The following is a 26,491-nucleotide window of genomic DNA, read 5'->3' on the forward strand; positions in this document are numbered from 1 at the left end:
CAGCAGATGCCTATTTGGACCACCTGTTCTGAAGCTCCTTCTGCATATCGAGCATTTTAGGCTCATCCAGCTTGAAGTCCTTCAGCATATTGTTGCCTGGGATAATGATCGTTTCCTTGAGCACGGGCGCGCCCGGCAAGTTATGGATACCGCCGCCGCCCGGTGCCGGTGGTGGAATGGGAATAGGACTCCTGGGACCGGACGGTGGTGGAGGCTCGCAAGGTGGAATCTCATATCGGCAGTCTATGGCAAATGGGAGAAAGACACCATTGGCAGGCTGTGCAAACACCTCTTGCGAATTCATCAAGAATGAAACGGCAAGTCCGAAAAAAATCGCAGCGCTTTTCATTTCCCTGCCTCCGTTGAGGTCGCACATGCCAGCACGGTGCCTTTTACTTTTTTATCAGCGGAGGCTTTCGCCAGATCGTCCCTCCAAGCAGGCGTGCTGCCACGCATACCCAGTGAAACGGAATTGAACCCGATAACTAGTGGCCGCGCAAAACGACGATCAGAAAATAGGCCCGAACTATTGGCGCTGCGGATGGCGTTCTCAGCCGCAAGCCTGTCCTTTATGGCGGCCTCTGCCGGAACGTCTTTGGGCGGTTCCGTGGCCGATGACGTCACAGCGTCCTGCAATTTCTCCATGTCGGGCCGACGGCTGGCCAGATTGGCTTCGATCAGCCGACCACGCCCGTTGGTGACCTTCACGCCGCGCGTCAGAAATGCCTGCCGCACCACAATCAGCCGGATGTCGTAGATGTAGCGCAGACCGCAATCTTTGGTTTCCGCACTCCTCAAAATGTCGCGGCCGAGAATATAGGACAGCTTCTCGCGCAGATATTCATCATTACAAAGGAGCTGCGTCTTCTCGCCGGCACAAAACTGAATCAATGCGTATTGAGCGTGAAAAGGATTGATGGCGTAGGTCTGGACGTTCTGAAGCTCGATTTCCTCGACATCAGCATGCGCGCCGCCGAAACCGATAGTGTTCCAGAGCCCGGCCATGCCTTCCCGTCGCTCGATCTTGATAACCGGGAAAAGCACATCCTTCACCTCAAGACCCGAGGTCGTGCCATTATTCTGGACTTCAGTGCGCGGCTGCGAAAGATCAAGCTTTTCCTCACCCTGCTGCCAGATATTGTCACCGAAATATGGGGCTTCCGATTTCAGGGAAAGGTATTGTCGAAGATCCGGTATCTGCGTCACCTTAACGTAGCGGCCAATGAAGGATTCGCTCTGGAGATCGTCTGGCAGCGATTTGAACTTATGGCCTGAATCTACGACTTCAGCGATGATATCGCCGACGTAAATGTCCTCCTGGGGCGGATAGACCGGCGTTATACCCAGCCGTTGGATGGATTCATTCCAGCGCTTCGGCAGGTAATCGTCGGTCACATCCGCCTCACCCAGCAGGAAAAACAGACCCGCCGAGCCGATAACGACCCCCGCTGTCAGAAGGGACAGCCGGGCGGCATGGGGCTGCATCCACGCCCAAAACCCCTTCAGCTTCTCCCGAAAAGATGTTTTTGCAGGAACCGGGCCCGGAGGCTGGGCAGGCTGGGCAGGCTGGGCAGGCTGGGCAGGCTGGGCAGGCTGGGCATTCTCATCGACTGGATCCGGCATTTGAACCCCGACAGGAAAGAAATAAACTAAACAATAACCACAATATATCAACTTACAGTTTACATAACAATACAGTCATTACGGGAATTTTGATTATTTTTTCATGACGGCGGCCAGGCATATCTGGCCTCCATCGAAGTAAAAGCCTCCCCGGGAAGCATCCATCATTCTCCGCAACGCAGCCGGGTGCGAGAGCTGGTCCCGCACCCGCCGGAACCGATACCGGCGGCCCAATGATCGACATCGACCGCAGCCGCTCAATTGTCCTTGCCGACCACCTTCGCCGCCGCCGGCTGTTCCGCAACGGCCTTGTCGCCAGCCTTGACGGCATCCTTTTCCGGCACAGCGCCGGCAACGGGCGACGCCGCTCCCGTATGGGCCACCACCGCCTTGTCACCCTCCTCCGACAGCAGCGCCGCCAGCATCTGCGGATTGGCGTCGCCTTCCACATGGATGTTCAGATTGCGCTGTGGGAACGGGATGGCGATCCCCTCTTCGCGGAAACGCTGGAGGATGGCGATACGGAGCGCGTTTTTCACGCCAAGCCCGTTCGAAAGATCGGCAAGGTGGAAACGCAGTTCGAAATCCAGCGAAAAATCGCCGAAGCGGAGGAATTCCACATGCGGCTCGGGATTGCGCAGCACCGGCGGCTGGGCGCGCACCAGTTCCAGCAGAATATCCATGACCTGCTGCGGATCGGAATCGTAAGAGACGGAAACCGGAATTTCCGCGCGCATGATGCGGTTGCGGTGCGTCCAGTTGCCAACGGAGGAATTGATGAATTCCGAATTGGGCACGATGATCGATTGGCCACGGAAGGTTTCGATCTCGGTGGCGCGCACGGATAGCCGTTTCACGGTGCCTTCCGTCGTGCCTGTCACCACCCAGTCGCCCACCTTGAAGGGGCGCTCGACCAGCAGGATGAGGCCGGAGACGAAGTTGGAGACGATGTTCTGCAGGCCGAAACCGATACCGACCGAAAGGGCCGAAGCCACCAGCGCCAGGCTGGAGAGGTTGAGACCGGCCGAAGACACGCCGAAGATGGCGGCCACCGCGATGCCGAGATAACCGATGCCGGTCTTGACCGAGTTGCGCACCCCGGCATCCACCTGGCCGCGTGCCATGACGTTATTGTCCAGCCACTTCTGGAACCAGCGGGTGATGATGTAACCGATGGCGAAGACGAGAACGCCGCCGAAGAGCCCGATCAGCGATATCGAGGCATTGCCGACGGTGATGCCGGTCAATAGGCGATAGGCCCAGCTTTCGATATCGCCCGGCTGGAAACCCCAGGAAAACAGGATGAGCGGCACGCCGAAGGCAAGTGCCACGGCATAGATGCCGAGCCCCGCGGCAAGGCCGGCCTGATCGAGCGCGACCACGCCGAGACCGAAACGCCGCGCGAGATAACGGCCGGCAAGCGATTCCGCAAAGGCGCCCTGTCGCGAAATCGCCTTGCCGGAGAGAATGCCGATATACATCGTCGCCAGCACCGCGCCGGTGGCGACGATCTGCGTGGCAAGGAAGCGCGCAAGACCGACATAACCCGTCAGGCAGGCGCCGATGAGAACGAGGCCGCCCACCCGCAGCAGGATGACGAGCCAGCGCGGCAGGCGCTGGTTGCCGGTCTCGTAATCCTGCCCCTCGCCGATCACCGGCCGCAGGAACGATACGGTGAGCAGAATAAGGCCGATGATGATCGAGGCGACGAAACTCTTGGCAACCGTGACGATCAGCGGCGAATAAAGCGTCTCGCTGATCGTGCCGAACAGGTAGTCCAGCCCGTTGACGAGCGCCATCAGCAGCACTGCCGAGGACAGCGTATGCGCGCCCTTGTTGGACACCTTCAGAAGACGCCATTCCGGCTGCGTCGGCGCAAAGATCGCATAGCTCAGCCGCGAGACGAAATAAACGAAACCGGTGATCGCCATCGCCCCGAACAGGATCGGCGCGATGTCTGATCGCAGCACGTTGAAATTATCGAGGAAGAAGGCCGAGGTGACGAGAAACAGGAACAGCGACAGCGACTGCACCATGGTCGACCAGAAGGCCACCGAAAGCCTTCTGAGATAGGAAGGCTCGCCGGTAAAGGCCCGCCGGTCCATGCGGCTGCCGAAAAAGCGGTAACCGCCCACGAGAAACAGCAGGGCGGCCATGATCGACAGCGTCACCGCCCCGAACATCGGCAGGCGCTTGTAATTCCAGACGAAGCCCGCCCAGCTGCTGAAGGCGTTATTGAGGTTGGTCAGCTCCGTCAGAAAGGCGGAGGAAGCATCGCCCAGCGTCTGCGCGGAAACCTCGGTGCGCTTGAACAGCGTGGCGGCAAAAAGCGCCCGGCGAACGGCGGTGATGTTGTTGGAGATCTGCGCGGCATTGGTGGCCGTGCTCTCCACCTCGCCGGCAATCGCATTCACCTCGGCCCGTTCCGCCGTCAGCCGGTTTCGCTCCTCCGTCACCATGCTGGCTTCCGGCGGCTGGTCGTCCGCAGGCGCTGCACCCAGCGCATCCAGCCGGGTCTTGATCTGGTCGAGACGGGTGCGCAGCTTGGTATTGGCAGCGGCGGCATCGGCGGCGATGGTGTCGGCACGGCCCTTCAGGTCCACAAGCTGCACATCGTCGCTGCCGCCCGCTTCCACCTGCTTGGCGATCGCCGCGACATCGGCCTTCCATTTCTCCAGCTCCGCCCTCGCCTGTTCGACGGTCGAAGCCTGGATCGCCACAGGCGCGGGCGATGTTGTTTCCCCCTGCGCCGCGGCCGGCAGTGCCGACAAAAGACCCCCGGCCAGACAAAGCACCACGGCCATTACCGCCGCCATGGCGCTCTTTTGCCGCCGATCCGGCGCCAAGCCGCCGAACACCCGTCTGCCATCCATCAATCCGCCGAACATCAACCGCACATCCATGCCTTTCGTCTCTTTGCGCCGCATTTGGCTATTTAGCGCCTGCCGCGCGGAAAACCACCCGCATAAAGCGAGGCTTTCAGGAGTTTGCCTTGCTTTTCACCACGAGAATCATCACCTTTGATGATGCAGCAACATGGGAGGAAATCATGGAATCTGCTGGCATTGGCTGGATCGCAGCCATCATCATCGGTGGTGTCGCCGGGTGGCTCGCCGAACAATTCATGAAAAGCAATATGGGTGTTTTCATGAACATCCTACTTGGAATCGTCGGCGCGATCGTCGCCAACGCCATCCTTTCGGTATTTGGAATCGTTTTGACGGGTTGGCTCGGATACCTCATCGCCGGCTTCATCGGCGCCTGTATCCTCATCCTTGTCGGCCGGGCTTTCAGGCGCGGATGAATAAAAGAAAAAATCTGTAAAACCCCGGATTTCCAGCCTTTTCCAGCGCGGCTGAAATTTTTTCGTCACAAAAATCGAAGAAATTTCATTTCCGCGCTGGACAAGCCCAAACTTCCCCTTTATACGCCCCCTCACACCGCCACACGGTGCCGGTCGGGTGATTAGCTCAGTTGGTAGAGCAGCTGACTCTTAATCAGCGGGTCGTAGGTTCGAGCCCTACATCACCCACCAATCTTTCCAAACACTTAGCATTGAATTTAGCCGCAAAGCGGCTAGAATCACTCTCACACATGTCTCGCACAGTCTGAGAGGGTAAAATGACCTCGCATTCCGTTCTTGGTGATAAAGTTCGCGTCTATCGCCGTGCCAACAGTTCTCTGTGGCAATGCTCCACGTATCTTGATGGCAAGGAGTGGCGCGTCAGCAGCAAGACCGACAGTCTGGCGCTCGCCAAGGAGTTTGCCGAAGACTGGTATTTTGAATTGCGCGGTAAAAGCCGTATCGGCCAGTTGAAGACCGAGCGAACCTTCGCGGACGCGGCCAAGCAGTTTGTGAAGGAGTACGTGGCCCTCACCAACGGCGAGCGTAATCCCAAATACGTCAAAGACCATGAAGCGCGGCTGGACAACCACCTGCTGCCCTACTTCGGCAAGATGGGCCTCAGCACTGTCACGGCGGGCAAAGTGCAGGAGTTTCGCGTGACGCGTCTCCAGCCGCATCCTGAGACCGGCAAGGTGCCCTCGCGTAGCACCTTGCACCACGAAACGGTCACGCTGCGGCAGGTCATGAAAACCGCCCTTCGCCACGGCTGGATCAGCCACCTCCCCGACTTCTCCGCCCCCTATAAAGCCTCCAGCAAGGTCACGCACCGTGGATGGTTCTCGCCTGAAGAATATAAGAAGCTCTACACCTACACACGCGAGCGTATCAAAGCCGCTAAGGGCTTGCCGTGGGAGTACCCTCTGGAGCAAATGCATGACTACATTCTGTTCATGGCCAACACCGGCCTACGGCCCGATGAAGCCAACCGTCTGCAATATCGTGACGTGACCATTGAGAAGGATACGGAGAGCGAGGAGCGCATCCTGCTGATCGAGGTGCGCGGTAAACGCGGCTTTGGCTACTGCAAGAGCACCACGGGCGCTGTGCACCCGTTTGAGCGGCTGGTGAAGCGGAATAAACCCAAGCCGACCGATCTGGTGTTTCCGCAGGATCATAAAAAGCAGTTCAACCGCGTTCTAACCGACTGCGACCTCAAGACTGACCGTGAGGGTAATAAGCGTTCGGCCTACAGCCTACGCCACACCTATATCTGCCTGCGGCTGCTGGAAGGTGCCGACATCTACCAGATCGCCAAGAACTGCCGGACGAGCGTGGAAATGATAGAGAAACACTATGCCGTCCATCTGAAAAACACGCTGGATGCCAAGGCCATCAACGTGAAGAAAAAAGTGAAGAAGGTAGTCGCCGCCGTAGCCTAGCCGAAATTGAAGACTCCGAGCTCGCGGATCGATTAGTCTCGTGTTCTCGGGGTGCTCGAAAAGACCTTACAATCTCGCGATTTATGTCTAAATACTATGCAAGTATCCGATACACACCCCCTTAGGAGTAAGCAGTAATGGTATTGTTCCGCATCCTTAACGGACATTTGGAGGAACATTTGCTTAGCCGTTTCAAAAGCTTCTTTCAGGGAGAAACAGGCGTAATAGCGCTGTATCTTCTCACAATCGCTTTCGGTGTCGGACTCGCGCAGATTGCTATAAAGCTACTGGATTAGGCCCCCCTTGAGGGCCTTTTCTTTTTGCGCAAGCAATTCAAGATATGCGCTGTAATCTACATTTCCGACGATGTGGAGCGACGTGTAGATTGCCATAATAGTTACTGCGATCATGCAAAAAGCTAGAACCTTGGCGAGCTTGCTGATCTTATTACGCTTTGCGGGTAATCTTGCTGTGATTTCTCCCCGTAGTACACGTCGGTAATGCCGGTATCGCCTCTCACTGTAGAGATAGATGCTAATCATGAGGCATGTTGATAGCAGAAACCCTGAGCAAAAAGCTCCGAACGTGAACACCGCAAGTTCACGATATTGTGCCAAAATTGCCTGTCCATACACGGTTGATAGAATGGCCGTAGAAGCCGCAAAGGCACCACCATTGAAAACAGCGAACGCATTAACAAAGCTACTTGAGAAGCCCTGCATTATCACAGAGTGATGGGCAATAGATTCGGTAAAAGCAGCAATTTCGCCGGCCGATAATTGCTCACGTGAGGTTAGAGCATTCGTAACACTGAGTTCCTCCGAAGCTGGAGTTACTAGAGGATTTATCCGAGAGGGGATGCGGGTCCGTTTTGCCATAATTTATGCCGGTATTAAAAGGTCGCAGAAACATCGGCTGATCTAAGAACTATAGCAAAGTGAAATCAAGGATTGATTTTACAGTCAGAAGTTCGCCTCAGTTGTCATAACTGTGAATAACCGTGGCTGCAATGCTTCCTGCTCTGTAAGCCGCGGGAGGCATTCCCTTGAACAAGCGCTATGGCTGTGTATCAATGCGTAACAGCGCACCTACGCATCGCCAATGTGTACGCATTGAAGCGGCGGCGATGCTCTGCACGGTTTTCTAACCAGCCGCACAGCGTCTGGAGAAAACCGGCAGGTGCGTCAGGGGGCACCCCTGAACCCCGTCCGTGCCGGAGCAAGGTGAATGGCTATCTATCACCTGAACGTCAAGAACATCAGCCGGGGAGACGGACGCTCCGTGGTCGCTGCCGCCGCGTATCGCGCGGGCGAGGTTCTGCCGAACGACGCCGAGGAAAAGCTGTCGGACTTTGGTGGGCGGCGCGATGTGATCGCCAGCGGCATTCGGTCGCCTGCCGGTGCGCCGGAGTGGATGGCCGACCGCACCACCTTATGGAATGCGGTAGAACAGGCCGAAAAGCGTCACGACGCACGATTGGCGAAAGAGATTGAATTCGCCCTGCCCCGTGAACTGCCACGCAACGCGTGGCTGGCCGTTGCCCATGCCATGGCGGATGCCTACACGGCGCAAGGCTTCGTGGCCGACTTCGCCATCCACGATGATGGCACCCAGCATAATCCGCATGTCCATATCCTGCTGACGACGCGCGTGATTACGGCCGAGGGCTTCGGCCCCAAAATCCGCAGTGCCGACGGGCGGCAGTTTATCAGCGAAGCACGGGTGACATGGGAACGCGTTGCCAACGCCGCCTTGAACAAGGCAGGCGTGGCCGTCACCATCGACAGCCGCAGCTACGCCAAACGCAAACTTGACCGACAGCCCGGCCAGCATCGCGGGCCGAACCGAGAGGACCGGCGTGCCCGCAGGCAGCGCCAGCGAGAGAGGGAACGTATGACGCCGAAGCATGATGACCGCGACTTGCCCGTGCCCGACCCGGACGGCTCACCGATTCATCCCCGCGAGCTCGCAGCCGCCGAAGTGCGGATGCTCAGCGACGTTCAACGGGAGGAACCTCCCGTTATTCTTGAGCCGAACGGCGATCCTGCTGCCGCACGGCAGGTGATTGAGCGGCAGAACAGCCGCGAGATGAGCGAGGATGACGCTGCCGCCTACCGGCTTGCACCGGACGATATGCTAGACTGGCTGGGTACACCCGTTGCCGCCCAAGACGAGACCACGCTGGAGCGCTGGGAAAACCACCTGGACTGGCTTGAAACGGATGACCGATATGCCGAGAAGGAGCGCCAGGACCTGCAACGGCAGGAACTGGATCGTGAACGCTAAAAAAGCGTTATCTACGCTTACGTGTCTTAGGTGGCTGATACATGGGATTAGGTCGTCCCCATCCGCTCTCACCATAAATGGACGGTCGCGCAAACTCGCGCTCAACACCTATAACCGCACGATGGATATTCCATTCGGTGGCATGAGATAATTCCGAGAGAGCTGATCGCTGCCCCGGCGTACTGGCCTCCAGATCAAGGTTCATTTTCACCTGACGTACTCCATCCCAGTCGATGGGATGTTGAGCTGAACGTCTGAGCTTCTCAATAGATGCCGTAAGCACGGGCATTTTTACTGACCTCACATAGCTACATTTCATCTACACTTAGGTAAATTTGCGGGATCACCGCGCAGTGACTCCAATTCCGTTAAAGCGGCAAGGGAAACATTTTCTATCCTATGCGCTAGATATGCAGGAAGGGAAATCGGCCCAACCGCTTTCTTCGCAGCAGGGACGGTAATCCAAATAACTCCGTCACTGTATTTAGGATCAAGGTTGGCTAGTAGAGCTGCATCCTCGGAGATCAGGATCATCATCGAACGTCCTGATGGTGAAATCAAACACAGACCCAACTTGTTTTCGAAAGGAAGGATCATCAACACCCAACCGCCGGGCCAGTTGAGCACACTTTCTATGTCGCCGCCGCCACCAGTGCCCTTAATAAAACCCGAACCACGCAGCGGAATACTGCGGCGTTTCTGAAAATCCCCCTCGCGCATGGCCGACCTCAAACTCTTTGCGGAATCTGTATCAAGGAAGGCTTTACCCAGAAGCTGGTACCCCACAGCGAGGCCGAGCTTGGCGAGCATTCGTTTGCCGACATCTACCGACACGGCAGGCTGAAGATGAAGACTTCCACCTTGTTTTCCCACTTCTGTAACAGCATCAACAATTCTCAAATCTTGGGCTTGAATATCATTCTGCCTGTCTGGGACCTTGATGCCCCAATCCGAAGGAATGCTGGCGTTGACAATAAACCGCTCAGCACGATCAAAATGCTGAAGAAACGATTCCAGACTCACCCGAATCCAGAACTCGTCTGACGAAGTTAGTGCTATGTATGCGCGACCAGCATTGTTCTTTTTTACAATGGGGTTTCCGCCAGAATATGTTGTCCAGTTTTCATTGCCATCGTCAGGACGAATATGCACGATATTTGCCCCACAAGGCCCGGCCCAGTAATCCGCGACTTGTCCGTGCGGCACGGGAACGCTTTTTATAGGACCAAGATAGTTGAGCGGTATAGCGGCAGCGTCTTTTTTACCAGCGAGATATTCTAACGAACCACTTGAGCGTTCTGCCTGCCCAAACCAACTACGAATGAATTCCCCATCGACAAAGAGACCGCACGTATTGTTACAGCGCTGGCATACCTTGTCTGTGCGCCACATGTCTTTCGACAAAAAATCGCCTCCGAGCGCGTTGGGCCAGATGTGCTCATCAGAGAATTCGTTGCGGTTTTTTTCTTCACCACAATACAAACAGGTTTTCATTTCCAAATTCTCTTCCGCATATGCAGTCACCTCACCCAAAGAACGTCTCGTGAATTACCTTTCCAAGTCGTCCGGTCGCTCAGCCACATTCCCTCCTGTTTCTCCACTGTATCCGCCGGTTTTATGTGACAAAACCCAATTGACACAAAAACCTTAGACGGCACTTGCATAAGACTGCATCCCATCATGCTGACATGACAACGCTTTACACAGGTTCGGCAATAGACATCCGTGCGATGTCCGAAGAGCAGCGTGACAACACCCGCAAGGAATTGATGTGATTGGAAACCGATCTCATCCGCCGTCAGAAGCGTCTGCCTATTGGGCCCTCGCGAAGATTTGCGGTGCGAGCCCTGCCGATACCGTCCAAAGACAGCCCCTCGCACGAACCGGAGCAAGCGGCGCTATCCTTCCCATCATGCTATCCTGACGAAATCAGAGCGGAGACAGTACTACGGGATTCGCAATGGGTCCAACATTCGAGAAGCCATTTGGAAAAGCGACCTCGACCCCTCCTCCCGATTGGCCAAACATCGGAACACTTGCGCCACAGCGCATAGGTGTATTTGTCGGAGGGCGTATTTCCCACCTGTAACAAGCGGGTAGCAATTGTGGGAGCGCCAATCTCGCTACCGCTGAAAACCCTGTCGGCATAAATTGAACCTCCGACATCGGAGCCGTAAATGTGTCCGGCGCAATTATACCGCCGGTTTGATCGATCCTTCGACTGACTGGCCAAGGCTCCCAGCGATAGTAAACCTCTTGTGTGCCGGTAGTACCTGCAAACGGCAAATGCCCATATGTCCAACTATTAGGCTGAGGAGGCTGAGGAAATGGTCCGATGGGAAACAATGTGAACTCTACGCGCGGGAGCACCGAGAAGCCTGTTATCGTTTGCGGCAATTCATCCAATTCACCTATCCACGCTAAAAATTGTTGGGTGGCATTGACCGGTGCATCAAATGGATTGTCACCACGCGCCCATGGCCCGCCATCCAGGTTCAGTGGCGTCCCTTCCCCGTCATCGGGAAGGTAGTCACGAAAGCGGAATGCCACCTGACCACCGAGGATAAAAAACAGGTTATCCGGAAATGCGCCCATTCGCCTTACGATTTGGATTCCCATGGCGGTTTCAGGTTGGCTGGCGAGCCATGCTTGGTCTTCATCAACAACACGGAACAACTTCATATTCGATCCCCTGCCTCGTGAGTTTCAATTTATAGACTACTGGAATTGCTTGTGTCGGACAGCCGGAGGTGCTCATCCAACGCCGAGGACGGCACGGCATATGCGATTTGCTCAACTGCCGGCATCGAGTGAGATTGTGTCGGCTGCACATCCGTTTTGCGGCCCGATATAATAACCTTTCTCAGATAAGTGCCCGCTTCCAGCGCCATCCGTCGCTCCTTCAGCGTTGGGTGGGTCGAGAACATTGATCCCCTCGCAATCCCCCGGAACATCAGCCGTGCCTCCCTCCGTTCAAAGTCGCCTAGTTCGGGCCTGCTATGCAGCTTTTCCAGCGCTGCAATCATAAGCTCCTTGCTGGTCAATGCCGCACCGACCGCATCAGCCCAATACTCCCGCTTGCGCGACATACTCAGGATGGACAGTTCCGACATCCACGTCAGCGTCCATCGCGCCCAACGTTGCAGGGTATTGGAGAAGCCCAAATACCAGACCAGCGCATTCTGGAACGACCGCGCCAGTCCCATGCGGCGCATGTCATTGCTGGCGATGTGCCCCAGTTCATGGCCGATGACCGCATCGAGTTCGGCATCCGTCAATGCTTCCATCAACGGGCGTCCGATCACGACGAGCGCGCTTTTGGCGTTCGCACCGATGGCGAATGCGTTGTTGTACGGCATTATCGCGACCCACGGCCGGGTTTTCAGCCCCAGCCGACCGGCGAGATCTCCAACCCGCAGGGTAAGCGGATCGTCATCCCCGAGGGTTTTGACGCCGAGCTGGTGCAAGGCACCCTTGCGCTGTCCGCCAAGCCCGACAAGTCCCCATATTGTTCCCCACAGAGGGACAGCCAGAAACCCGCCCACGACGGTGCCGGCGGCAACACCGAAACCAACGCCGACCGGCATCGAAATAAGGCTTCCCCACGCCAGACCGAACCAGCTGCCAAGCACCAGTCCGAGCCAGGTTGGAAAACTGCTATTGCGGATTCTCCGAATGTTGATGCGCATTTCGGTCATGGCTCTACCCCCTTGCCATCATGCCCATACGATTCCTGCAAGTCTCGCTCTTCTCGTGCACCACAAGTTGCGTCCTGAATGGACGCATACCCGCGATGTCAGTAATCCCGTAGCGCCAACCATCGCCCTGCCAGCCGCCGAGCAGTTCTCGTACCTCGTCGCTGGTCAACAGCGGCCGACCGAGGAATTGGATACCTTCGGTCATCGAAAACCCGCTATTGGTTGAGGCGTCCCCCATCCATCCGCTCAGATGCGACGACACATTGGTGCTGGAGCTGGTGGTGCGTATGGCGTGGGTTTTATGGCCGAGATACTCGCCCACCATCTTAGCGGTCTCATTGTCGTTGATGCCGAAGAATTGCTTGACCGCGCAATTGAGGAACGGACGCCAGCTATTGCCGGGATAGTGTTCCTCGATGGAATAGATGTCCTGCAGGAAGAACCAGAGCCGCACACCCGCTCCCGCATGGGTGCGGATGGCGTCGCGATATTCGGGGAACGGACCGATGTTCAGGAACTCATCGAGGACAAAGAGAACCGGTATCTCCGGTATGCGTGGGTTGGCGAGCATCGCATCCAGCGCTGTCTTGAGCACCACCCTCAGCCATCCCGAAAACGTCTTCATCATGTCGAACGGGATTTCGATATAGACCGTCGCGGGCTGGTCCTTGAGACTTTCAAAATGCACGTCGTTGCCGCTGACGCTGCGCTGGACATCGGCGTCTTTCCACTCGTAGAGCTTGCTGGTGAGCGTATCCTGCAAGACCTTGAGGCCCCGTTGCGCGTCCTTTTCGAGAATGGCGCGGGCGGCGTCGGCAGAGGGTGGGAACGTTTCCATCTGGCGGGCGGCGCTGATAAGGTTCGCGCCCTTGAGCATGGCCATCTGGCAGGCCGTCGCCAGCGTCCGGCGATGAGGCGGAGCCTTGTAGCGAACATACATGATGATGCCCGTCAGGATGCCTACGGCATCGTCGGCGAAGAAGGATGGCGATTTGGGGTCGCGCGGAAACATCTGCTGAGCAATAGCGCGGGCGTCGGCTTCCTTTTTGACCCGGCTCACCGGGTCGAAACGATGGACCGGTTTACCCGAGCCGTCGTCCAGCGGTGCAATACGGTAGACCGGGCCGATTTGACTCCGCCATTGCGAGGTGGCCTCGAACAGCTCGCCCTTGGGGTCGAGCACCACACAACTGCCCCGGTAGCGCAGCAGATTCGGAATAATGGTGGTCTTGCCCTTACCCGAGCGGGTCGGCGCGATGGTCAGCAAGTGGCCATCGCCGTCCCAGTGGATAAATCCAACTGGCGTGGTCTGGCCTTCGTCGGAGAATGCACCGAGCAAGATGGAGCGCGGGTCATCGAAGGCGGCGCGATCGCGCAGGAAGGGATTGAGGTCTTCGGAAGTCGGCCAACGGGCCGAGCCGTACAACGGTGGCGGATTGGAAAGCTGGTGTTCGCGTTCTTCGCGGGCGGTACGGTCACGTTCGGCCCGTTCAAGCCGTGGGCGGGGATCGCGACCCGCGCGGATATCGGCTTCCACCGCGTCGGCGACTTCGGGACCGTAATCTTCCGCCACCCGCTGCCTTGCGGCGCGGGCCTTCAGATGACGTCCGGCTTTAAAACCCCACACGCCCCATTTGAAAAAGGACGCGACGTCGCGTTCAAGATCACCGAAGGGATCAAATTTGCTCATGTGACTGCCCCCAGCCGATGGGGCGGAGAATATCAATCAGAAAGAGAAATTCAATAAAATTTCACGTTTTGATATAATTCTGACGGCCTGCACCGTCCGCGAACTTTCGGCAATACCCATATAATTAACCATTTTGATTAGATTTTGATTGACCAAAAACGCCTATAGTAGCTCGACATAGTAAGGTTCGAGCAAGACGAACCGGACAAGAAGTTGTGAACAACATTGTGCATCTTCTTGATGATAGAAAATGAAAATGCTCTTGCTAGGACAGGCAAAGTGGTTCACGCTTTGTTCGCAACCCGGAGGTTTCCCATGGCCCAAATGACCCTTTCCCAGACCACATCCTCTGCGAATAGAGACCCACTTCTGTCAGAATATGCAGAAAAGCTGATCAACTACAGCAAAGAATATCACTTAGAACGCCCGACAGCTTCCCTTGCCCACTGCATGGAAATGGGGGCTGGCAAGCTGGTAGGCGAGTATGGCGATGACAAAGACCATCTCGCACAGCTAGCGCTAAGTGAGGTGGCAGCCAAATACGTTTTTGGATAGTCCGCCGATAGAAAAATGAGGGGCTCTGCCCCTCATTTTTAATGCGATATGTACGGACCTGACCACTGGCGACTATATTCGCTCAGATATCTGTCCGTTGTTCCAGCGACGAAATCCACGCTGACCTGGACTATCCTGTAGGCCGTTCTAGAATCATGCTGCTCGCGATTCTCTTTCTTTGCTGTTATTAGCAAATCCTGCAATATGTCGTGAGTGTCCCCCGGCATTCCCCAAAATATCTGAGCGCTCTCGCGCGAAACAAACTTATCAACGTTATCAACAAGGTATTTGGAGACCTCTTCAATACTAGGATTGACCGAGGTATTGCTTTTTATTCGCTCTGATACGTTGGGAAAAGGGAAAATTTCCTGATGTAAGGCGGCATAAATCTCAGACAGCGCCTTCAATTGCATCAACAGCACATATTTTATGATCTTCCCGCCAGAAACTTGAAGAGAAATCTTCCTTTTACCTCTGTAAACGAGGCTATTGCAGGCAGCGCGGATTTTCTCCTCGCTGATCGAAATATCTTTGAATTCTGAAGGAATGTCCGAATTATTCCAAAGGTCAAACTTTTCGTCTGCCTGCATAAGTATATTTTTCTGGAAGACTGTATGGGTCAAGATATCAGCTGCAGCTCTTATCATCCTCGATACCGCGGCAGACCTCAGATAGCTTATGACGTTGTCATTATAGTCTTTGTCTTCTCTCTTGATCTCCGGGAAGGAAACCTTCTCCTTTTCCGTACAGATACCATCCAGCAACTGTCGGGCATTGTTAAACGAAATGTCGTTGTATCGATAGGCATCTTGAACATCGGATGTGAGGTAGGCGATATCGTCAGCCGCTTCAACAACAAGCGACAATGGGTTACGATAAAGCACGTGTCGCTGGGGTTCAAAAAGACCGCACTTTTCAAACGCAAGCGTCGCAAACGCCTGCTCATCGCACATGAACCCAAACTTTCCTTTTTTCGCCAAATCGGCATTACTTGGAAAAGGATATTTTACCATCGCGGTAAGGGTTCCGGCGCTCAACCGAAGACCGCCGCGTTCTTTCCATCCCGCGAGTTTCGTTGCAATTCTAAAGCCTTGAGCATTTCCATCAAAGAGCGTGAGGTCTTTCGCATAGTCCTCGTTACCCAATGCGTTTTTTACGACCTCCAGATCATTTCCCTCTCCCCCGGGACTGAAGAATTCACGGATGGATGACTCGCCTGAGTGACCGAATGGAGGATTGCCAAGGTCGTGTAGTAAGCAGCCATTGAATACGAGTTGCGAGAAGGCTTCAGCATCCTCATACTCAAGTCGCAGCTTCTTCGAAATACGCTTTGCGATCGTTTGGCCGATGTGAGCGACTTCATAAGTATGTGTCAACCTATTCCGAACGAAATCCGTGCTGGGCAGGGGATATACCTGCGTTTTCCCCTGCAACCTTCGAAATGCAGAGGAAGTCAAAATGCGTTCACTATCCTTATGAAAAGTCGCGTTTCGATCTTCATCAGCGGGGTATTCAATTACACCATCCGCGACCCTAGTTTGGCTAAGAAGCCGCTCCCACGTAAACTTGCTCAACACTGGCCCCCAAACAACAAAAAACGTTTTATATCTACATATAAATGTAGAAAAGGTAAGCGTTGGCGTTTTCGCTCGAAGTTGCATCCAAACCTGCTGGTACCGCACACAATCCGAAATATGCCCGTCCAGTAATTTCGCTGAAGCTTTCTGGATTGGCAACAGATGCGAACTTATTGAAAGGCCTATAACTCCAGCGCATATAAGCCTGCCCCTGAATACTACCAAGAAATCACCAACTCAGGATGCTCGGTTACGATCGACGGTCTGAACGCGTCCTGTTCGAGGTATCGGGGACGCCACGTATACGGGAATCTCTCAGCCTTCAGCCACTCTTCCAGTGCCTTTGCTTCTGCCGTGTCCGACAGGTCGAACGGAAGTTCCTGCACCACACGATACTGCCGATGGCCTTCCATCGCCACGGCATCGATAGCCGTGGCGATGGTAGCGGGGTTGAACAGCTTCTTGGCATATTTGGCGCGATGGTTCATGGCCATAAGATGATTGCCATCCGACCTTTTCATTGAAAGGCGCTCCCCAGATAGATGTCGGTGATCTTGAGGCGGCCATGGCCGAGTTCGGCGGAGATTTGCCGCCGCGCGGCGCGGTCGGTCTCGCGTTCCTGTTGGGTCATGGTGGCCCAGTCCTTGCCGCCTACCAGTGGGCAGGCTTGGCCGGTCAGAACACGATAGCGGTTCTGGGCATAGGCGTGGCGGTATCCATGCGTATTCCGGAGATCCACCTTGAGGGTCTGATATTCGAACCGCTTGAGGTGTTCGACATAGCTGAGGTGGGCCGGGATCAGGCTGCCACGGCCGGGCACGAGTTTCATGACGTGCTGGAGCACCTGACGTTGTTCCAACGTGGTAATCGGAACAGTGCGCGCCCTGCCTCCCTTTGTCCAGCTTGCTTGCAACGTGATGTGGTCGCCACGTATGGCGGCTTGCGGTTGGAACTTCATGGCTTCTTCGCGGCGCAGACCGAAAGCCGCCTGCAACAGCAGCGAGGCTTGTATGTACGGGCATTCAATCGCCTTGAACTTGGTGGGATCGAGGGTTTGGGCGCGGTTACGAGTCACCTCGCCACGTTCGGCCACGCCATAGTGGACATTGTCCCGATGAACGACATTCGGCTTGTTGACCTTTTCGGCCCACCAGCGCAGCCATGTGAGCCGGTTGCGGATACTGGCGTTGGTAGTGTCGGCATCGAGCCATTTTTCCACCAACGCTTCAATATGTTTGGGTTTGAGCGAGCCAGCGGACGGCAATTTGTAGCCGAGGTCGCTGAGATCGTTGGCCATTGCGGTCAGCCCGCGCTTGCGGTTGGTTTGCGTGCCGAATGAGCCATCTTTGTTACGTTGCGTAAGACGCACGAGGTCCATGGTCAGATTGTCCATCATGTTCTCTTCCGTTGAGCGGTGAGTGTTGATGGCTGATGCCTGTCCTTGGATCAGGTCACCCCGCGAAGGTCATTCGCGGCAAGCGCCGGAATGCGTCAGTCAGTGGTCCTTTCGTGGTAAAAGCCTCCCGAGCCAGCCGGGTGGCTGGCCTGTGTGGTGTGCCCTGTTGGGCACCGGCACCGGTTCAGTGAGAAACGGTATCGGGAACGGATGCCGCTGCGGCGGCGCGCGAATATATGAAGCAGGCATGGAAGCCCTCCTTTTGCTGGGGAAACGGTCAATTAAGATGGATCAGCATTAGGCGTGATCTGGCGAGATAATGAACGCCGCCGGTTCGTAATTTCCAGCAGCGTGTACTGAAAATGACCAGCGAAGCGAAGCCTTGGCACGCGGTCATTGCAGTGTCATGTGGCATCCTTTGCGTGCAAGTGGCTACGGCTCTGGCTTTGTTGGCGGTCCGTCACTCCCTAATCAATAAGGGAGTGACGGACCGCGCCGCCCGCACGGTCGGATGTGCGACATCCGACCTGTCCCGCAAGTCACTGCGCGTGGCCTGGTCGCGCCTCTGAGATATGTCAGCAGGCGATGGACCCTGCCCTGTCTCCGCCAACCCGCAAGCCGTGTGCCGCCGCAAGCGGTCTCCCGAGCACAGGCTGGCGGAACGCCGGCAACGACAGAGTGTGGGGGGCCATCGCCGACGCATCTCAGAGGCGCGTCCCGCCCCTGCTCCGTTCATGCGGGAGCGCGGGCAACGGGAGGCCCGAAATGGAGCCCGCGGCGTCATCTCGTCCGGTGGGTAAGCATGCGGCGGCGTGTGTTGTCGTGCTTCCGTGGGCACGGTCACGCCTGCGACCGGTAGAGGTCGTGGTTAGTCCCTGCGGATCGTCCCGCAAGGCATCCAGCCGTATCCCGAACGGGAGCCTCGGCCGGAGCCTCCTTGCGGCCCGCCCCTCATCAGGGCCTTGAGGCACCCCGACCGGTCGCGAAAGGCGTGACCGGAGAAACCCAACGGGAGAACCCGACATGAGCACACAACCAACCGCCCGCCCCACCCATCACGTCTTCGTGGTGGACGGCGAAGGCACCACCGCCTTCTGGACCAAAATCGGAGCCGCATGGCAGCATGCCGACGGCAAAGGGTTCAACATGACCCTCAACGCCATCCCGCTCGACGGCCGCGTCGTCGTTCGCAACGTTAAGGCCGCTGAGGAACGTACCGGCAAGGGGCGCAAATAATGCGCCCCGCCTACTCCGCCCGTAACGGCCATCTCGTCTTCGAGATGGCCGTTCCCGAAAATACGGTCATCCATGGCGACTGCATTCCCATCATGGCCGGACTGCCCGCCGAAAGCGTGGACTTCGTGCTGACCGATCCGCCGTATATCTGCAACTACCGTGACCGGCAGGGCCGCACGATTGCCAACGACACCAACGGTGACTGGCTGGAGCCTGCCTTCCGCGAAATCTACCGCTTGATGAAACCCGATACGTTGTGCATCAGCTTTTACGGCTGGACCGCGACAGAGGCGTTCCTGGCGGCGTGGGCCGCCGCCGGATTCCGGCGAGTCGGACACATCGTGTTCTGCAAGGACTACGCCTCCCGCAAGGGGCTGTTCGAGGCGCGGCACGAATGCGCCTACGTGCTGGCCAAAGGCCGTCCACAACTCCCGGCCACACCGTTGTCGGACGTGTCTGGCTGGGTTTATACCGGTAACAAATTGCACCCGACCCAGAAGCCGGTCGAGGTGCTGGAGCCGCTGATCCGCACCTACTGTCCGCAAGGCGGGCTCGTGCTGGACCCGTTCTGTGGGTCAGGCTCGACGCTGGTCGCTGCGAAGAGCTGCGGGCGGCGCTATCTTGGCATTGAGCTTGATCGTGACCATGCCGAGGTCTCGCGCAACCGCCTGTCTCCATTGTGAGGCAGGCAAGGGTTATCGGCCCACCATCACCCCAAGTTTCTACCTACCACAATTTACAGGTGCTTGACCGGCGGCAATTTCTGTTGAGTGTACGTTTTCGGGGGAATGAAACCATCGAACGCCCTGACATTGGAAATTTTGGCTCGGAAGCGTGGCTTCCGATTTCGCGGGGGAATGAATGACCGAGAACACAAAACAGCCCGATCCCATTGATATCCACGTTGGTGCACGTATCCGGCTTCGCCGCACCCTTCTCGGCATGAGTCAGGATCGGTTGGGAACCAGCCTCGGCATTACCTTTCAGCAAATCCAGAAATATGAACGCGGCATGAACCGCGTCGGAGCCAGCCGTTTGCAGCTCATAGCGAATATCTTGGACGTTCCGGTGTCGTTCTTTTTTGAAGACGCCCCCTCAGAGAATGACAACATTCCGGGCGCGACCAGCAGCAATAAATTCAATCCTATCAACGAGTTTCTGGCGTCGTCGGAGGGGTTGAATCTCAATCGTGCCTTTGTGAAGATTCAAGATACTAAGGTCCGCCGCAGCATTATCGAGTTGACCAAGGCACTCGCTGTCGATCACGAAATTTGACGTCTGCTCAGCGCCGCGCTCGCTTCGATAGAGTACACGTAAAACACGCATCAGGTTGCATATTTACAATTCAGAACGCTTGGCTTTACATCGGATTCCCGTCATCGCGCTGGGGAGCCCAGATGAAAATCCTGTTTTTCTTTCTCGCCCTTTTTTTCTCATCCACTTCAACTGCGCTGGCGGACTGTCCCGCCCCTGCTGACAGCAGTTTCGCAGCGGCAGCCAAAGCCAAATTCGACTGTTCGAGTTCCCTGCCCCTGAAAGGGCATGAGACTGACCGGAAGTTTCAGGTTCATTACAACTTCCCCAAAACCCTGCCCGATACCAGCAAGCTGCCGTGGCTGGCGATCAATCCCGATCAAGACCCCGCAGGTTATATGAAGGCGATCCTCGCCTATGTGACCAAGGTGAACGCCCGCCCGGAGATCGACTGGCGCATTGAGGATAACAAGCAGGAACACTGGTGCGATGCGCCGTGGTTCTTCATGTTGCGTGAACCGCTACGCGGCATGACGACCGAACGCTGGTCACGCCCCAAGGAGCTTCATACGCTTCAGACAGGCTGGGAGCGTAATTTCGCGGTCGGCATCTATAACGATGTGGCCTGTTACGGTTTCGGTCAGATTTGGGAGAATCCGGCGTTTCCGAAGACACGCGGTTTTGCGTTCACCGAAGGTGCCGTTTCGGCAAAGATGCTGTTCACCTCCGCCACGCCGTCGAGCGTTCCGTATCTGGCCGGTTCGAAGGAATGGGACATAGCCGGGAAAAAAGACGGCGGCACCATGACCATGCGCCTTTTGCAGCTCGACATCTCGGTCAAAGACAAACGCTCACCCAATGGCTGGTTTTTCGGGACGTTCGTGTACAATGCGATGCAGCCCGGCAACACGCCTTATGAACGTCTGGTGCCGGTCGGGTTGATCTGGGGCAGCGATCCCGCTCTGAACGCCGACGCTTACCTGAGCAAGGCCATGACGCCGACAGAAAGCTGGGTCAATCCCGACGTTGTGGCCCAGTTCTACGCCCTGCCGAGGCAACATCTGGGGCTGTTCGGGCGCGCCAACGGCCCGGTAGACAATCCCCAGTCCGCCTGCATCACCTGCCACCAGCGCGCGCTCGATTGGGGAACAGCGGTTTTGCCAGATACTTGGCAAGAGACTGAAGCTGAAAAGCTGCTTCCGGATGTCCCAAGCGATCCCTACGACGACAAGGCCATCGCCGCATACTTCCGCAACATCGGGACGAATTCGCCTGTCGCGGATACGCAGTCTCTCGATTACGTCCTGCAGGTATCGAAAGGCATTGCGGCGTTCCGCAACTGGGTTGCAACCGACTTCCCTGACCATGCAGCCTCCACGACCGATGTGCCGCCCTACCCGTTCAAACAGTCAGACCCCGACACGTGTGCCTGTGCGCCGACAAACGCCAAAGCGGTCACGATTGACAACACCGTTGAGGGCATCAGCGAAGAAAATGGACCCGACCCCACAGGAAGGCTTTTCCTTCGATGAGGTAAGCTGATACACAAGGTGTACTTCGTCTTCGGGGGCCATGCATGCTGTCATTAAACGTCTTTGGCCGCTTTCTGATCGTGGACGCGTTTGGCAACGACCGCAGCCCGAAAAGCGCAAAGGCGCGAGGTGTCCTCGCCTTGCTGGCCATGTCGCAAGGCTACTCCCGTAACCGTGTCTGGTTACAGGATAAACTGTGGAGCGACCGGGATTCCAAAAAGGGATCGGACAGTCTGCGCCAAACGCTCGTTGAGATACGGCGGGCGTTTGGTTCTTATCAGGCGGCCCTGAAAGCTGACCGCGAAAAGGTGGCGCTTGACCCGGCGCTCTTTGCCATAAAATACCATCTTCTTTCCAACTCCAATGACTGGAACGACGAACAGAATGCGTTTGCCGATCTGGACATTGACGATCCCGAGTTTGACGACTGGATAAGAAACCTGCGGCTGTCCCTTGCGGACAAGGCGCGCACGCGGCCACCACAGTCTCTGCGCAGTCATACGGTCCCTAAACCTGCGATTTTTTTCCAGTGCCAGTCCGACAACCAGCCTGCGAGCGAATTGATCTCCTCGCGGTTGATTGCGCTGACAACGACATCGCTGCGTGATCTGGACGACTTCCAGATATTTCCCCTTTCCCCGGCGACGTCTGAGCGGGGCGCACGGCCGCCTGCTACAGGTCTTGCTATCGCGGTTCGGGCCGTCACCATGACTCCGCACAGTCATATGGCCTTCACCCTCAGCCATGCTGAAACGGGACAGATATATTGGTCACGGACGGTTCGCATCTCGGTCTTCTCCGAAGAGTCCCTGCTGCATGAGTGCGGTACACTGGTCCAGGCTATTCTTTCGACATTGCGTGACAGGAAGGATCAGCTTGCGATTTCCAATTCGGCGGCGATGCTGGCGAGCCACGCGCGTGACCTGATTTTCCGGTTTGACCGCAACAGCCTGAGAGAGGCCGACTCGCATCTGCGTTATGCGTACGACCGCGAACAGCGACCGCAGTATCTGGCATGGCGGGCATTTTTACGGAACATGGCGCAGTTTCAGCATCGCAGCAGCGCCTTTCTTGACGATAAAGTCACATCGGAGGAACTGGTGCAGGAAGCGCTACGGCAGGACGCAGGCAGTGCCAGCGTTCTCGGCATTGGTGCCCATCTCGAATATCTCGGCGGAGGATCGAGCCGCGGTTCGTTGAGGCTGGCCGAACGCGCCGTAAGCCTTGATCCACTGAACGCCGTCAACATGGCCATCCTGTCGAATTCGGAACTGGTTCTCGATAAACTTGAGGATAGCCGCCGGTCTGCGCTGACCGCACTGGCGCTGACGGGCACCGGTGAGCACCGTGCCTTCGTCGAATTTTTCTGCTGTATGTCTGCCGCTGCGGTGGGCGACTATGCCACGGCAATCGGTCATGCCGAGGTTGCCTTTCTCCTGCGCCCTGCATTCCGTGCACCGCTGAGATACCTGATCGCGCTTTATAAGCAGATGGGCATGATCGCTCAAATGGAGCGCGCCATTGTGCAATTGCAGCAGCTTGAGCCGGATTTTATGCCATCGCGTTTCCTCGACGCCGACTATCCGATCACGACCATGCGACGCATCCGGCTGATCGATACCATCGCAGGCTAAACCGCGCAAACACTTTAAAGCTTTTGGTTGATTCACGCTGGAATCACGATGGCGCGCTAGCGTCCCCCCATTGAAACACATGGGCGCCGAAAATGAGTAATGAAGATATCGTTGCAGACCACCTGAAGGCTGCATTGCTTGCAACCAACACAGATAAACCGTTTCTCGCTTACCTCATTCAGATGGCGCTGATTGAAACCAGAGGTGCGTGGAAGGACTTGCAGCTCCCGGACAGCGTTGATCAGCCTGTCGACGAGATTCAGCACTATGACAGCGCTTCCGAATTCCTGTCGCGACTGCCGTTATCACAACACCGCGCGCGCATGAAAACCAGCTTTCTTTAATCCATAATCGCGGTTGGCCACCGATCCAACGCCAGCCGATATTGCGAGGAGCGCTATGTTAAAACTTGAATTTGGCAAGGCAACGATATCTGCAAAGCGCGCTGGGCCGATCACATATCTCATGGCAACCGGCGTCTGCAAGGACGATGGAGAAACCTATGATTTTCTCCAGTTACCGTTTTTTATCTACCCACCCCAATGGGGGTTCTTTGTCAAGATCGGGGGCTCCACGCTCAAGAAGGATGACAGTTTTTCCTATACGGAGCTCATCCAATATCCTCCCAATGTGGATTTCGTGCATGTGAAAACCGAGAGCGGATCAGAACTCGTCAAAATCGAAAATGTCTCGCTCAACTTCATACCTTATGCGGAAAGCGAGACAGGAATCGTCGGAATGTTCAGCGTTTTCAACCGCATTGGCACGATGGAATACATGATCGCCAAGGCTGACGCTATTTTACCAGCGATCTACAAACACGTCTTCGGCCCAGCGGCTTATGAGGAGTGCGAGAAATACATGAAGGACCACACGGGAAAGTAGAGGGGCATCCCATGAATCTCGACATTGTTCCACATCCGATCCCTGACTTTGAAGCCTCTGACGTGCTTCAGATTCGCCATATTGTAAAACGCCTTGAACTCCCCGAGGAGTTTGCAGCAGAGGCAACGGTGCAAATTGGCAAAGCGGCTCGCTACTCAACAGTGACACCGGCCAACCTAGCGCTCGTTGTCAACAAATCACGTGAAAAACTGGGCCTCCCCGAATTGTCAGAACTTGTTCTGCCTGGTGGTAAACCTGTCTGGTTTGCGGGGGAGAAAGCCCAGGGACCAGTCAGGCTCAGGGCAGGTGAATTGCTGGACGGCGTACATTCCGCCTACTTCGTAGGTGAACTCCTCACACGAGTCCGAAGCACGCCGGAAGAAGTTGCAGCCGTTATCGACGAGGCAGGCGGTCAGGTTTTAGCAATACCGGAGATTCTTGCATAAAACGAAATCCAAACCCTCAAGGAGGACACGAAATGGTTGCAGCGTGCAGAAATTGGTATGCGTGGCTTGACACGATGCCACCCAAACCAGATACGCTTCACGTGACGGGTGACGTGGTGGTGGGCAATCCCGGAATAAATGCCGTTCTGACGATGAGGGAGCCGCAGGGGTTCAATCCCGGCGTACTCATCTTAGACTTACATCTCGTTCAGCTACCGGGTATGTGGCCGCAAATGGTGTCGTGTACAACGGCAAAATTCGAGCGCCATTTGACACCCGGAAACGGCCCTTATTCGTCCGTTGAGATATACTTGGACAACGAGCGAATCGCGTTCATAGATGACATCAAGGCCATAGCCTGAAAGAGATCTTTGGCTCACATTAAGCAAGTTCTCGAAATCGTGCTTTCGCTCACACCAAAAATGCTTGCCACCTTGGATAGGGTCACTCCCTTTTTTCTAAGGTGGCAAATCTGCTGTATCTGACTGACCGTTAATTTCCGCTTTCTGCCAAACTTCACCCCGCGCTTGCGTGCCGCCTCACGGCCCTGTGCGGTATTTTCCAGTATCCGCCGCCTTTGCCAGCGCGCGGCCCACCCTACCAAGAACGCAATGAGGTCAGCCATCTCGGACGTGGTGTCGATAAACGCCTCATCCAGCAGTCGCAGCCCCGCACCCGCATCCCTCACCGCCTTAAGGATATTCACCAGATCAAGCGGATCGCGTGCCACCCGATCCGTGGCGGTGGACAGCATCACGTCGCCAGGCTGAAGGCTGGCCAATAACCGCGCGAGCTCCGGTCGATCGTCACGGCTTTTGCCACTGCGCTTTTCATGGAAAATCTCCACACATCCGGCCCTTTCAAGCCGCTCAATCTGGTAGGCGAGGTCTTGGGTCTCGGTACTGACACGAGCATAACCGATGAGTCGGGCGGGCAGGTAATCCTTCATCATAGCGAGGTCTCCAGTTTAAATCCCTTGAAGACCACAGAAATTCTAAATGTCTTTCGAAGGCATGACTAAGAATTACTACCCATAAAAAGTCACGACTTTTGCAAGTAGGTCAGATTCACAATCTGTAACGGAATATAATCTTTATCAATACTTAATATATTTGGATTTTGGTGATCAATTTACACGTAGCATTCATCGGGGCGTGGCACGGGCTTACCCGTCAAAAGTCGTGATTTTTGATAACCAGAGTCAGTGAATACACTGACCGGGCAGCGGTCAATCCGGCCCGTTCAAGGCACGGAATCTGCCCGGATTTTTGGGGGTGAGGATTATCCGTGAAGCATTTCAGATATGATATTCGACATCGTGATGCGCACGCCCGTCGTGCGGAGAGCAGTGGCGTCATGGCGACGCTGGCGATCATCGTCATTGTCGCGTCCGCCTGCTTGGAAAGTTCCGAGGCGGCCGCGTTTACCCCCGGAGCGGAGGTCGCGCGCGTGATCGGGGAGCATAAAGCCGCAACCGTCCTGATCGCGGCTAAGAAAAAGCCGACCCGGGCAAGGCGCAATCCCGGCAACGGGGACCAGCTAATCGGTCCCGCATCCAATCCGCTGGCCGAGATCCTTGGCGGGATTGCTATGGGTGCCCTCGGCGTCGGCTCGGGGGGCGGTTCCGGTGGTTGCGCCGTGGACTACACCACACCCAACCCGACCAGCTGCCGTGTATCCCGCTACACCGGTCCGGTCGAAGAGCCGGTGCAGCGCTCACGCAAGCCGCGTAAGCAGGCTGAGCGGGGCAAGGGCAAGGCAAGCAGTTACACCTGCTTCAACAACAGCGGCCTGCCGTACCACTCCAGCACCTACAAGCTCGGTTGCTACTTCTCCGAACTGGATAAGCCGGGCTCACGGCTCTCGGATGGCCTGAGCAACATCAAATAGCCTC

25 protein-coding genes and 1 tRNA gene are annotated in these 26,491 nt (G+C 56.1%); 14 read left to right on the forward strand and 12 right to left on the reverse strand.

Annotated elements, in window-relative coordinates:
* Positions 1-10: 10 nt before the first annotated feature.
* The 3 genes from ACIQUH_RS18245 to ACIQUH_RS18255 all read right to left on the reverse strand — a co-directional run bounded on the left by ACIQUH_RS18245 (position 11) and on the right by ACIQUH_RS18255 (position 4,550).
* Positions 11-349 (reverse strand): hypothetical protein, encoded by a 339-nt coding sequence (locus ACIQUH_RS18245; protein WP_400817559.1) that lies wholly within the window; start codon positions 347-349, stop codon positions 11-13.
* Positions 346-1,485, reverse strand: a complete 1,140-nt coding sequence (locus tag ACIQUH_RS18250; RefSeq protein WP_400817780.1) for a hypothetical protein — start codon at positions 1,483-1,485, stop codon at positions 346-348. Before ACIQUH_RS18250 ends, ACIQUH_RS18245 begins: the two co-directional genes overlap by 4 nt.
* Positions 1,486-1,880: 395 nt before the next feature.
* On the reverse strand, positions 1,881-4,550 hold the full coding sequence (locus ACIQUH_RS18255; RefSeq protein WP_400817561.1) for a mechanosensitive ion channel family protein: 2,670 nt from the start codon (positions 4,548-4,550) through the stop codon (positions 1,881-1,883).
* A gap of 122 nt (positions 4,551-4,672) precedes the next feature.
* Here ACIQUH_RS18255 and ACIQUH_RS18260 point away from each other — a divergent pair, with 122 nt between their 5' ends.
* The 3 genes from ACIQUH_RS18260 to ACIQUH_RS18270 all read left to right on the forward strand — a co-directional run bounded on the left by ACIQUH_RS18260 (position 4,673) and on the right by ACIQUH_RS18270 (position 6,408).
* Positions 4,673-4,927: a GlsB/YeaQ/YmgE family stress response membrane protein gene (locus ACIQUH_RS18260; protein ID WP_279655056.1), complete on the forward strand. Its 255-nt coding sequence runs from the start codon at positions 4,673-4,675 to the stop codon at positions 4,925-4,927.
* A gap of 155 nt (positions 4,928-5,082) precedes the next feature.
* A tRNA-Lys gene (locus tag ACIQUH_RS18265) sits at positions 5,083-5,158 on the forward strand.
* 86 nt (positions 5,159-5,244) lie between these two features.
* Positions 5,245-6,408 (forward strand): tyrosine-type recombinase/integrase, encoded by a 1,164-nt coding sequence (locus ACIQUH_RS18270; RefSeq protein WP_400817563.1) that lies wholly within the window; start codon positions 5,245-5,247, stop codon positions 6,406-6,408.
* A gap of 284 nt (positions 6,409-6,692) precedes the next feature.
* On the opposite strand, the gene ACIQUH_RS18275 is transcribed toward ACIQUH_RS18270, so the two are convergent.
* Positions 6,693-7,286: a hypothetical protein gene (locus ACIQUH_RS18275; RefSeq protein WP_400817565.1), complete on the reverse strand. Its 594-nt coding sequence runs from the start codon at positions 7,284-7,286 to the stop codon at positions 6,693-6,695.
* A 349-nt stretch (positions 7,287-7,635) separates the two neighbouring features.
* Here ACIQUH_RS18275 and mobQ point away from each other — a divergent pair, with 349 nt between their 5' ends.
* A complete protein-coding gene (mobQ, locus tag ACIQUH_RS18280) occupies positions 7,636-8,694 on the forward strand; it encodes a MobQ family relaxase (RefSeq protein ID WP_400817567.1) in 1,059 nt (352 codons plus the stop codon).
* A 315-nt stretch (positions 8,695-9,009) separates the two neighbouring features.
* On the opposite strand, the gene ACIQUH_RS18285 is transcribed toward mobQ, so the two are convergent.
* From ACIQUH_RS18285 to ACIQUH_RS18300, 4 genes are all read right to left on the reverse strand, one after another.
* Positions 9,010-10,218: an HNH endonuclease gene (locus tag ACIQUH_RS18285; protein ID WP_400817783.1), complete on the reverse strand. Its 1,209-nt coding sequence runs from the start codon at positions 10,216-10,218 to the stop codon at positions 9,010-9,012.
* Between the two features lie 405 nt (positions 10,219-10,623).
* Complete coding sequence (locus ACIQUH_RS18290; protein WP_400817569.1) at positions 10,624-11,376, reverse strand: hypothetical protein; 753 nt, start codon at positions 11,374-11,376, stop codon at positions 10,624-10,626.
* Positions 11,377-11,405: 29 nt separating this feature from the next.
* The gene (locus tag ACIQUH_RS18295) at positions 11,406-12,392 is read right to left on the reverse strand and encodes a M48 family metalloprotease (RefSeq protein ID WP_400817571.1); all 987 of its coding nucleotides are present in this window, start codon (positions 12,390-12,392) and stop codon (positions 11,406-11,408) included.
* A 4-nt stretch (positions 12,393-12,396) separates the two neighbouring features.
* Entirely contained in the window at positions 12,397-14,082 is a 1,686-nt protein-coding gene (locus tag ACIQUH_RS18300; protein ID WP_400817573.1) for a type IV secretory system conjugative DNA transfer family protein, read from the reverse strand.
* 315 nt (positions 14,083-14,397) lie between these two features.
* On the opposite strand from ACIQUH_RS18300, the gene ACIQUH_RS18305 reads away from it, so the two are divergent.
* The gene (locus ACIQUH_RS18305) at positions 14,398-14,637 is read left to right on the forward strand and encodes a hypothetical protein (protein ID WP_400817575.1); all 240 of its coding nucleotides are present in this window, start codon (positions 14,398-14,400) and stop codon (positions 14,635-14,637) included.
* A gap of 38 nt (positions 14,638-14,675) precedes the next feature.
* Here the strand turns inward: ACIQUH_RS18305 and dgt are convergent, their stop codons facing one another.
* The 3 genes from dgt to ACIQUH_RS18320 form a co-directional block, all read right to left on the reverse strand.
* Positions 14,676-16,211 (reverse strand): dGTP triphosphohydrolase, encoded by a 1,536-nt coding sequence (gene dgt, locus ACIQUH_RS18310; RefSeq protein WP_400817577.1) that lies wholly within the window; start codon positions 16,209-16,211, stop codon positions 14,676-14,678.
* Positions 16,212-16,432: 221 nt separating this feature from the next.
* The gene (locus ACIQUH_RS18315; protein WP_400817579.1) at positions 16,433-16,735 is read right to left on the reverse strand and encodes a hypothetical protein; all 303 of its coding nucleotides are present in this window, start codon (positions 16,733-16,735) and stop codon (positions 16,433-16,435) included.
* A complete protein-coding gene (locus ACIQUH_RS18320) occupies positions 16,732-17,607 on the reverse strand; it encodes a phage integrase N-terminal domain-containing protein (RefSeq protein ID WP_400817785.1) in 876 nt (291 codons plus the stop codon). The genes ACIQUH_RS18315 and ACIQUH_RS18320 overlap by 4 nt, the downstream gene beginning before the upstream one ends.
* 1,026 nt (positions 17,608-18,633) lie before the next feature.
* Between ACIQUH_RS18320 and ACIQUH_RS18325 the strand changes: the two genes are divergently transcribed.
* The 8 genes from ACIQUH_RS18325 to ACIQUH_RS18360 all read left to right on the forward strand — a co-directional run bounded on the left by ACIQUH_RS18325 (position 18,634) and on the right by ACIQUH_RS18360 (position 24,597).
* Entirely contained in the window at positions 18,634-18,846 is a 213-nt protein-coding gene (locus ACIQUH_RS18325; RefSeq protein ID WP_400817581.1) for a hypothetical protein, read from the forward strand.
* Positions 18,846-19,529, forward strand: a complete 684-nt coding sequence (locus tag ACIQUH_RS18330) for a DNA methyltransferase (protein ID WP_400817583.1) — start codon at positions 18,846-18,848, stop codon at positions 19,527-19,529. Before ACIQUH_RS18325 ends, ACIQUH_RS18330 begins: the two co-directional genes overlap by 1 nt.
* 178 nt (positions 19,530-19,707) lie before the next feature.
* Positions 19,708-20,121 carry a helix-turn-helix domain-containing protein gene (locus ACIQUH_RS18335; protein WP_400817585.1) on the forward strand — a complete coding sequence of 138 codons (414 nt, stop codon included), beginning with the start codon at positions 19,708-19,710 and terminating at the stop codon, positions 20,119-20,121.
* Positions 20,122-20,243: 122 nt separating this feature from the next.
* The gene (locus ACIQUH_RS18340) at positions 20,244-21,632 is read left to right on the forward strand and encodes a hypothetical protein (protein ID WP_400817587.1); all 1,389 of its coding nucleotides are present in this window, start codon (positions 20,244-20,246) and stop codon (positions 21,630-21,632) included.
* A gap of 44 nt (positions 21,633-21,676) precedes the next feature.
* Positions 21,677-23,266, forward strand: a complete 1,590-nt coding sequence (locus ACIQUH_RS18345; protein WP_400817589.1) for a hypothetical protein — start codon at positions 21,677-21,679, stop codon at positions 23,264-23,266.
* A gap of 92 nt (positions 23,267-23,358) precedes the next feature.
* Positions 23,359-23,610 (forward strand): hypothetical protein, encoded by a 252-nt coding sequence (locus ACIQUH_RS18350; protein ID WP_400817591.1) that lies wholly within the window; start codon positions 23,359-23,361, stop codon positions 23,608-23,610.
* Positions 23,611-23,665: 55 nt separating this feature from the next.
* On the forward strand, positions 23,666-24,151 hold the full coding sequence (locus ACIQUH_RS18355) for a hypothetical protein (RefSeq protein ID WP_400817593.1): 486 nt from the start codon (positions 23,666-23,668) through the stop codon (positions 24,149-24,151).
* An 11-nt stretch (positions 24,152-24,162) separates the two neighbouring features.
* On the forward strand, positions 24,163-24,597 hold the full coding sequence (locus ACIQUH_RS18360) for a hypothetical protein (RefSeq protein WP_400817595.1): 435 nt from the start codon (positions 24,163-24,165) through the stop codon (positions 24,595-24,597).
* Positions 24,598-24,973: 376 nt separating this feature from the next.
* Here ACIQUH_RS18360 and ACIQUH_RS18365 read toward each other — a convergent pair whose 3' ends face one another.
* Complete coding sequence (locus ACIQUH_RS18365) at positions 24,974-25,549, reverse strand: recombinase family protein (RefSeq protein ID WP_400817597.1); 576 nt, start codon at positions 25,547-25,549, stop codon at positions 24,974-24,976.
* A 404-nt stretch (positions 25,550-25,953) separates the two neighbouring features.
* Here ACIQUH_RS18365 and ACIQUH_RS18370 point away from each other — a divergent pair, with 404 nt between their 5' ends.
* Entirely contained in the window at positions 25,954-26,487 is a 534-nt protein-coding gene (locus ACIQUH_RS18370) for a hypothetical protein (RefSeq protein ID WP_400817599.1), read from the forward strand.
* The last annotated feature ends 4 nt before the right edge of the window (positions 26,488-26,491 follow it).

Origin of the sequence: Agrobacterium sp. NPDC090283 (genome assembly GCF_044769685.1) — a bacterium.
Lineage (GTDB): Bacteria > Pseudomonadota > Alphaproteobacteria > Rhizobiales > Rhizobiaceae > Agrobacterium.

Coding starts and splice junctions, on each gene's coding strand:
- ACIQUH_RS18275 (WP_400817565.1), bottom strand. CDS start 7,286: ATGGCAAAACGGACCCGCATCCCCTCTCGGATAAATCCTCTAGTAACT.
- ACIQUH_RS18365 (WP_400817597.1), bottom strand. CDS start 25,549: ATGATGAAGGATTACCTGCCCGCCCGACTCATCGGTTATGCTCGTGTC.
- ACIQUH_RS18290 (WP_400817569.1), bottom strand. CDS start 11,376: ATGAAGTTGTTCCGTGTTGTTGATGAAGACCAAGCATGGCTCGCCAGC.
- mobQ (WP_400817567.1), top strand. CDS start 7,636: ATGGCTATCTATCACCTGAACGTCAAGAACATCAGCCGGGGAGACGGA.
- ACIQUH_RS18250 (WP_400817780.1), bottom strand. CDS start 1,485: ATGCAGCCCCATGCCGCCCGGCTGTCCCTTCTGACAGCGGGGGTCGTT.
- ACIQUH_RS18255 (WP_400817561.1), bottom strand. CDS start 4,550: ATGCGGCGCAAAGAGACGAAAGGCATGGATGTGCGGTTGATGTTCGGC.
- ACIQUH_RS18300 (WP_400817573.1), bottom strand. CDS start 14,082: ATGAGCAAATTTGATCCCTTCGGTGATCTTGAACGCGACGTCGCGTCC.
- ACIQUH_RS18305 (WP_400817575.1), top strand. CDS start 14,398: ATGGCCCAAATGACCCTTTCCCAGACCACATCCTCTGCGAATAGAGAC.
- ACIQUH_RS18330 (WP_400817583.1), top strand. CDS start 18,846: ATGCGCCCCGCCTACTCCGCCCGTAACGGCCATCTCGTCTTCGAGATG.
- ACIQUH_RS18335 (WP_400817585.1), top strand. CDS start 19,708: ATGACCGAGAACACAAAACAGCCCGATCCCATTGATATCCACGTTGGT.
- ACIQUH_RS18295 (WP_400817571.1), bottom strand. CDS start 12,392: ATGACCGAAATGCGCATCAACATTCGGAGAATCCGCAATAGCAGTTTT.
- ACIQUH_RS18245 (WP_400817559.1), bottom strand. CDS start 349: ATGAAAAGCGCTGCGATTTTTTTCGGACTTGCCGTTTCATTCTTGATG.
- ACIQUH_RS18340 (WP_400817587.1), top strand. CDS start 20,244: ATGAAAATCCTGTTTTTCTTTCTCGCCCTTTTTTTCTCATCCACTTCA.
- ACIQUH_RS18260 (WP_279655056.1), top strand. CDS start 4,673: ATGGAATCTGCTGGCATTGGCTGGATCGCAGCCATCATCATCGGTGGT.
- ACIQUH_RS18355 (WP_400817593.1), top strand. CDS start 23,666: ATGTTAAAACTTGAATTTGGCAAGGCAACGATATCTGCAAAGCGCGCT.
- ACIQUH_RS18350 (WP_400817591.1), top strand. CDS start 23,359: ATGAGTAATGAAGATATCGTTGCAGACCACCTGAAGGCTGCATTGCTT.
- ACIQUH_RS18345 (WP_400817589.1), top strand. CDS start 21,677: ATGCTGTCATTAAACGTCTTTGGCCGCTTTCTGATCGTGGACGCGTTT.
- ACIQUH_RS18370 (WP_400817599.1), top strand. CDS start 25,954: ATGGCGACGCTGGCGATCATCGTCATTGTCGCGTCCGCCTGCTTGGAA.
- ACIQUH_RS18315 (WP_400817579.1), bottom strand. CDS start 16,735: ATGAAAAGGTCGGATGGCAATCATCTTATGGCCATGAACCATCGCGCC.
- ACIQUH_RS18320 (WP_400817785.1), bottom strand. CDS start 17,607: ATGGACAATCTGACCATGGACCTCGTGCGTCTTACGCAACGTAACAAA.
- ACIQUH_RS18360 (WP_400817595.1), top strand. CDS start 24,163: ATGAATCTCGACATTGTTCCACATCCGATCCCTGACTTTGAAGCCTCT.
- ACIQUH_RS18325 (WP_400817581.1), top strand. CDS start 18,634: ATGAGCACACAACCAACCGCCCGCCCCACCCATCACGTCTTCGTGGTG.
- ACIQUH_RS18270 (WP_400817563.1), top strand. CDS start 5,245: ATGACCTCGCATTCCGTTCTTGGTGATAAAGTTCGCGTCTATCGCCGT.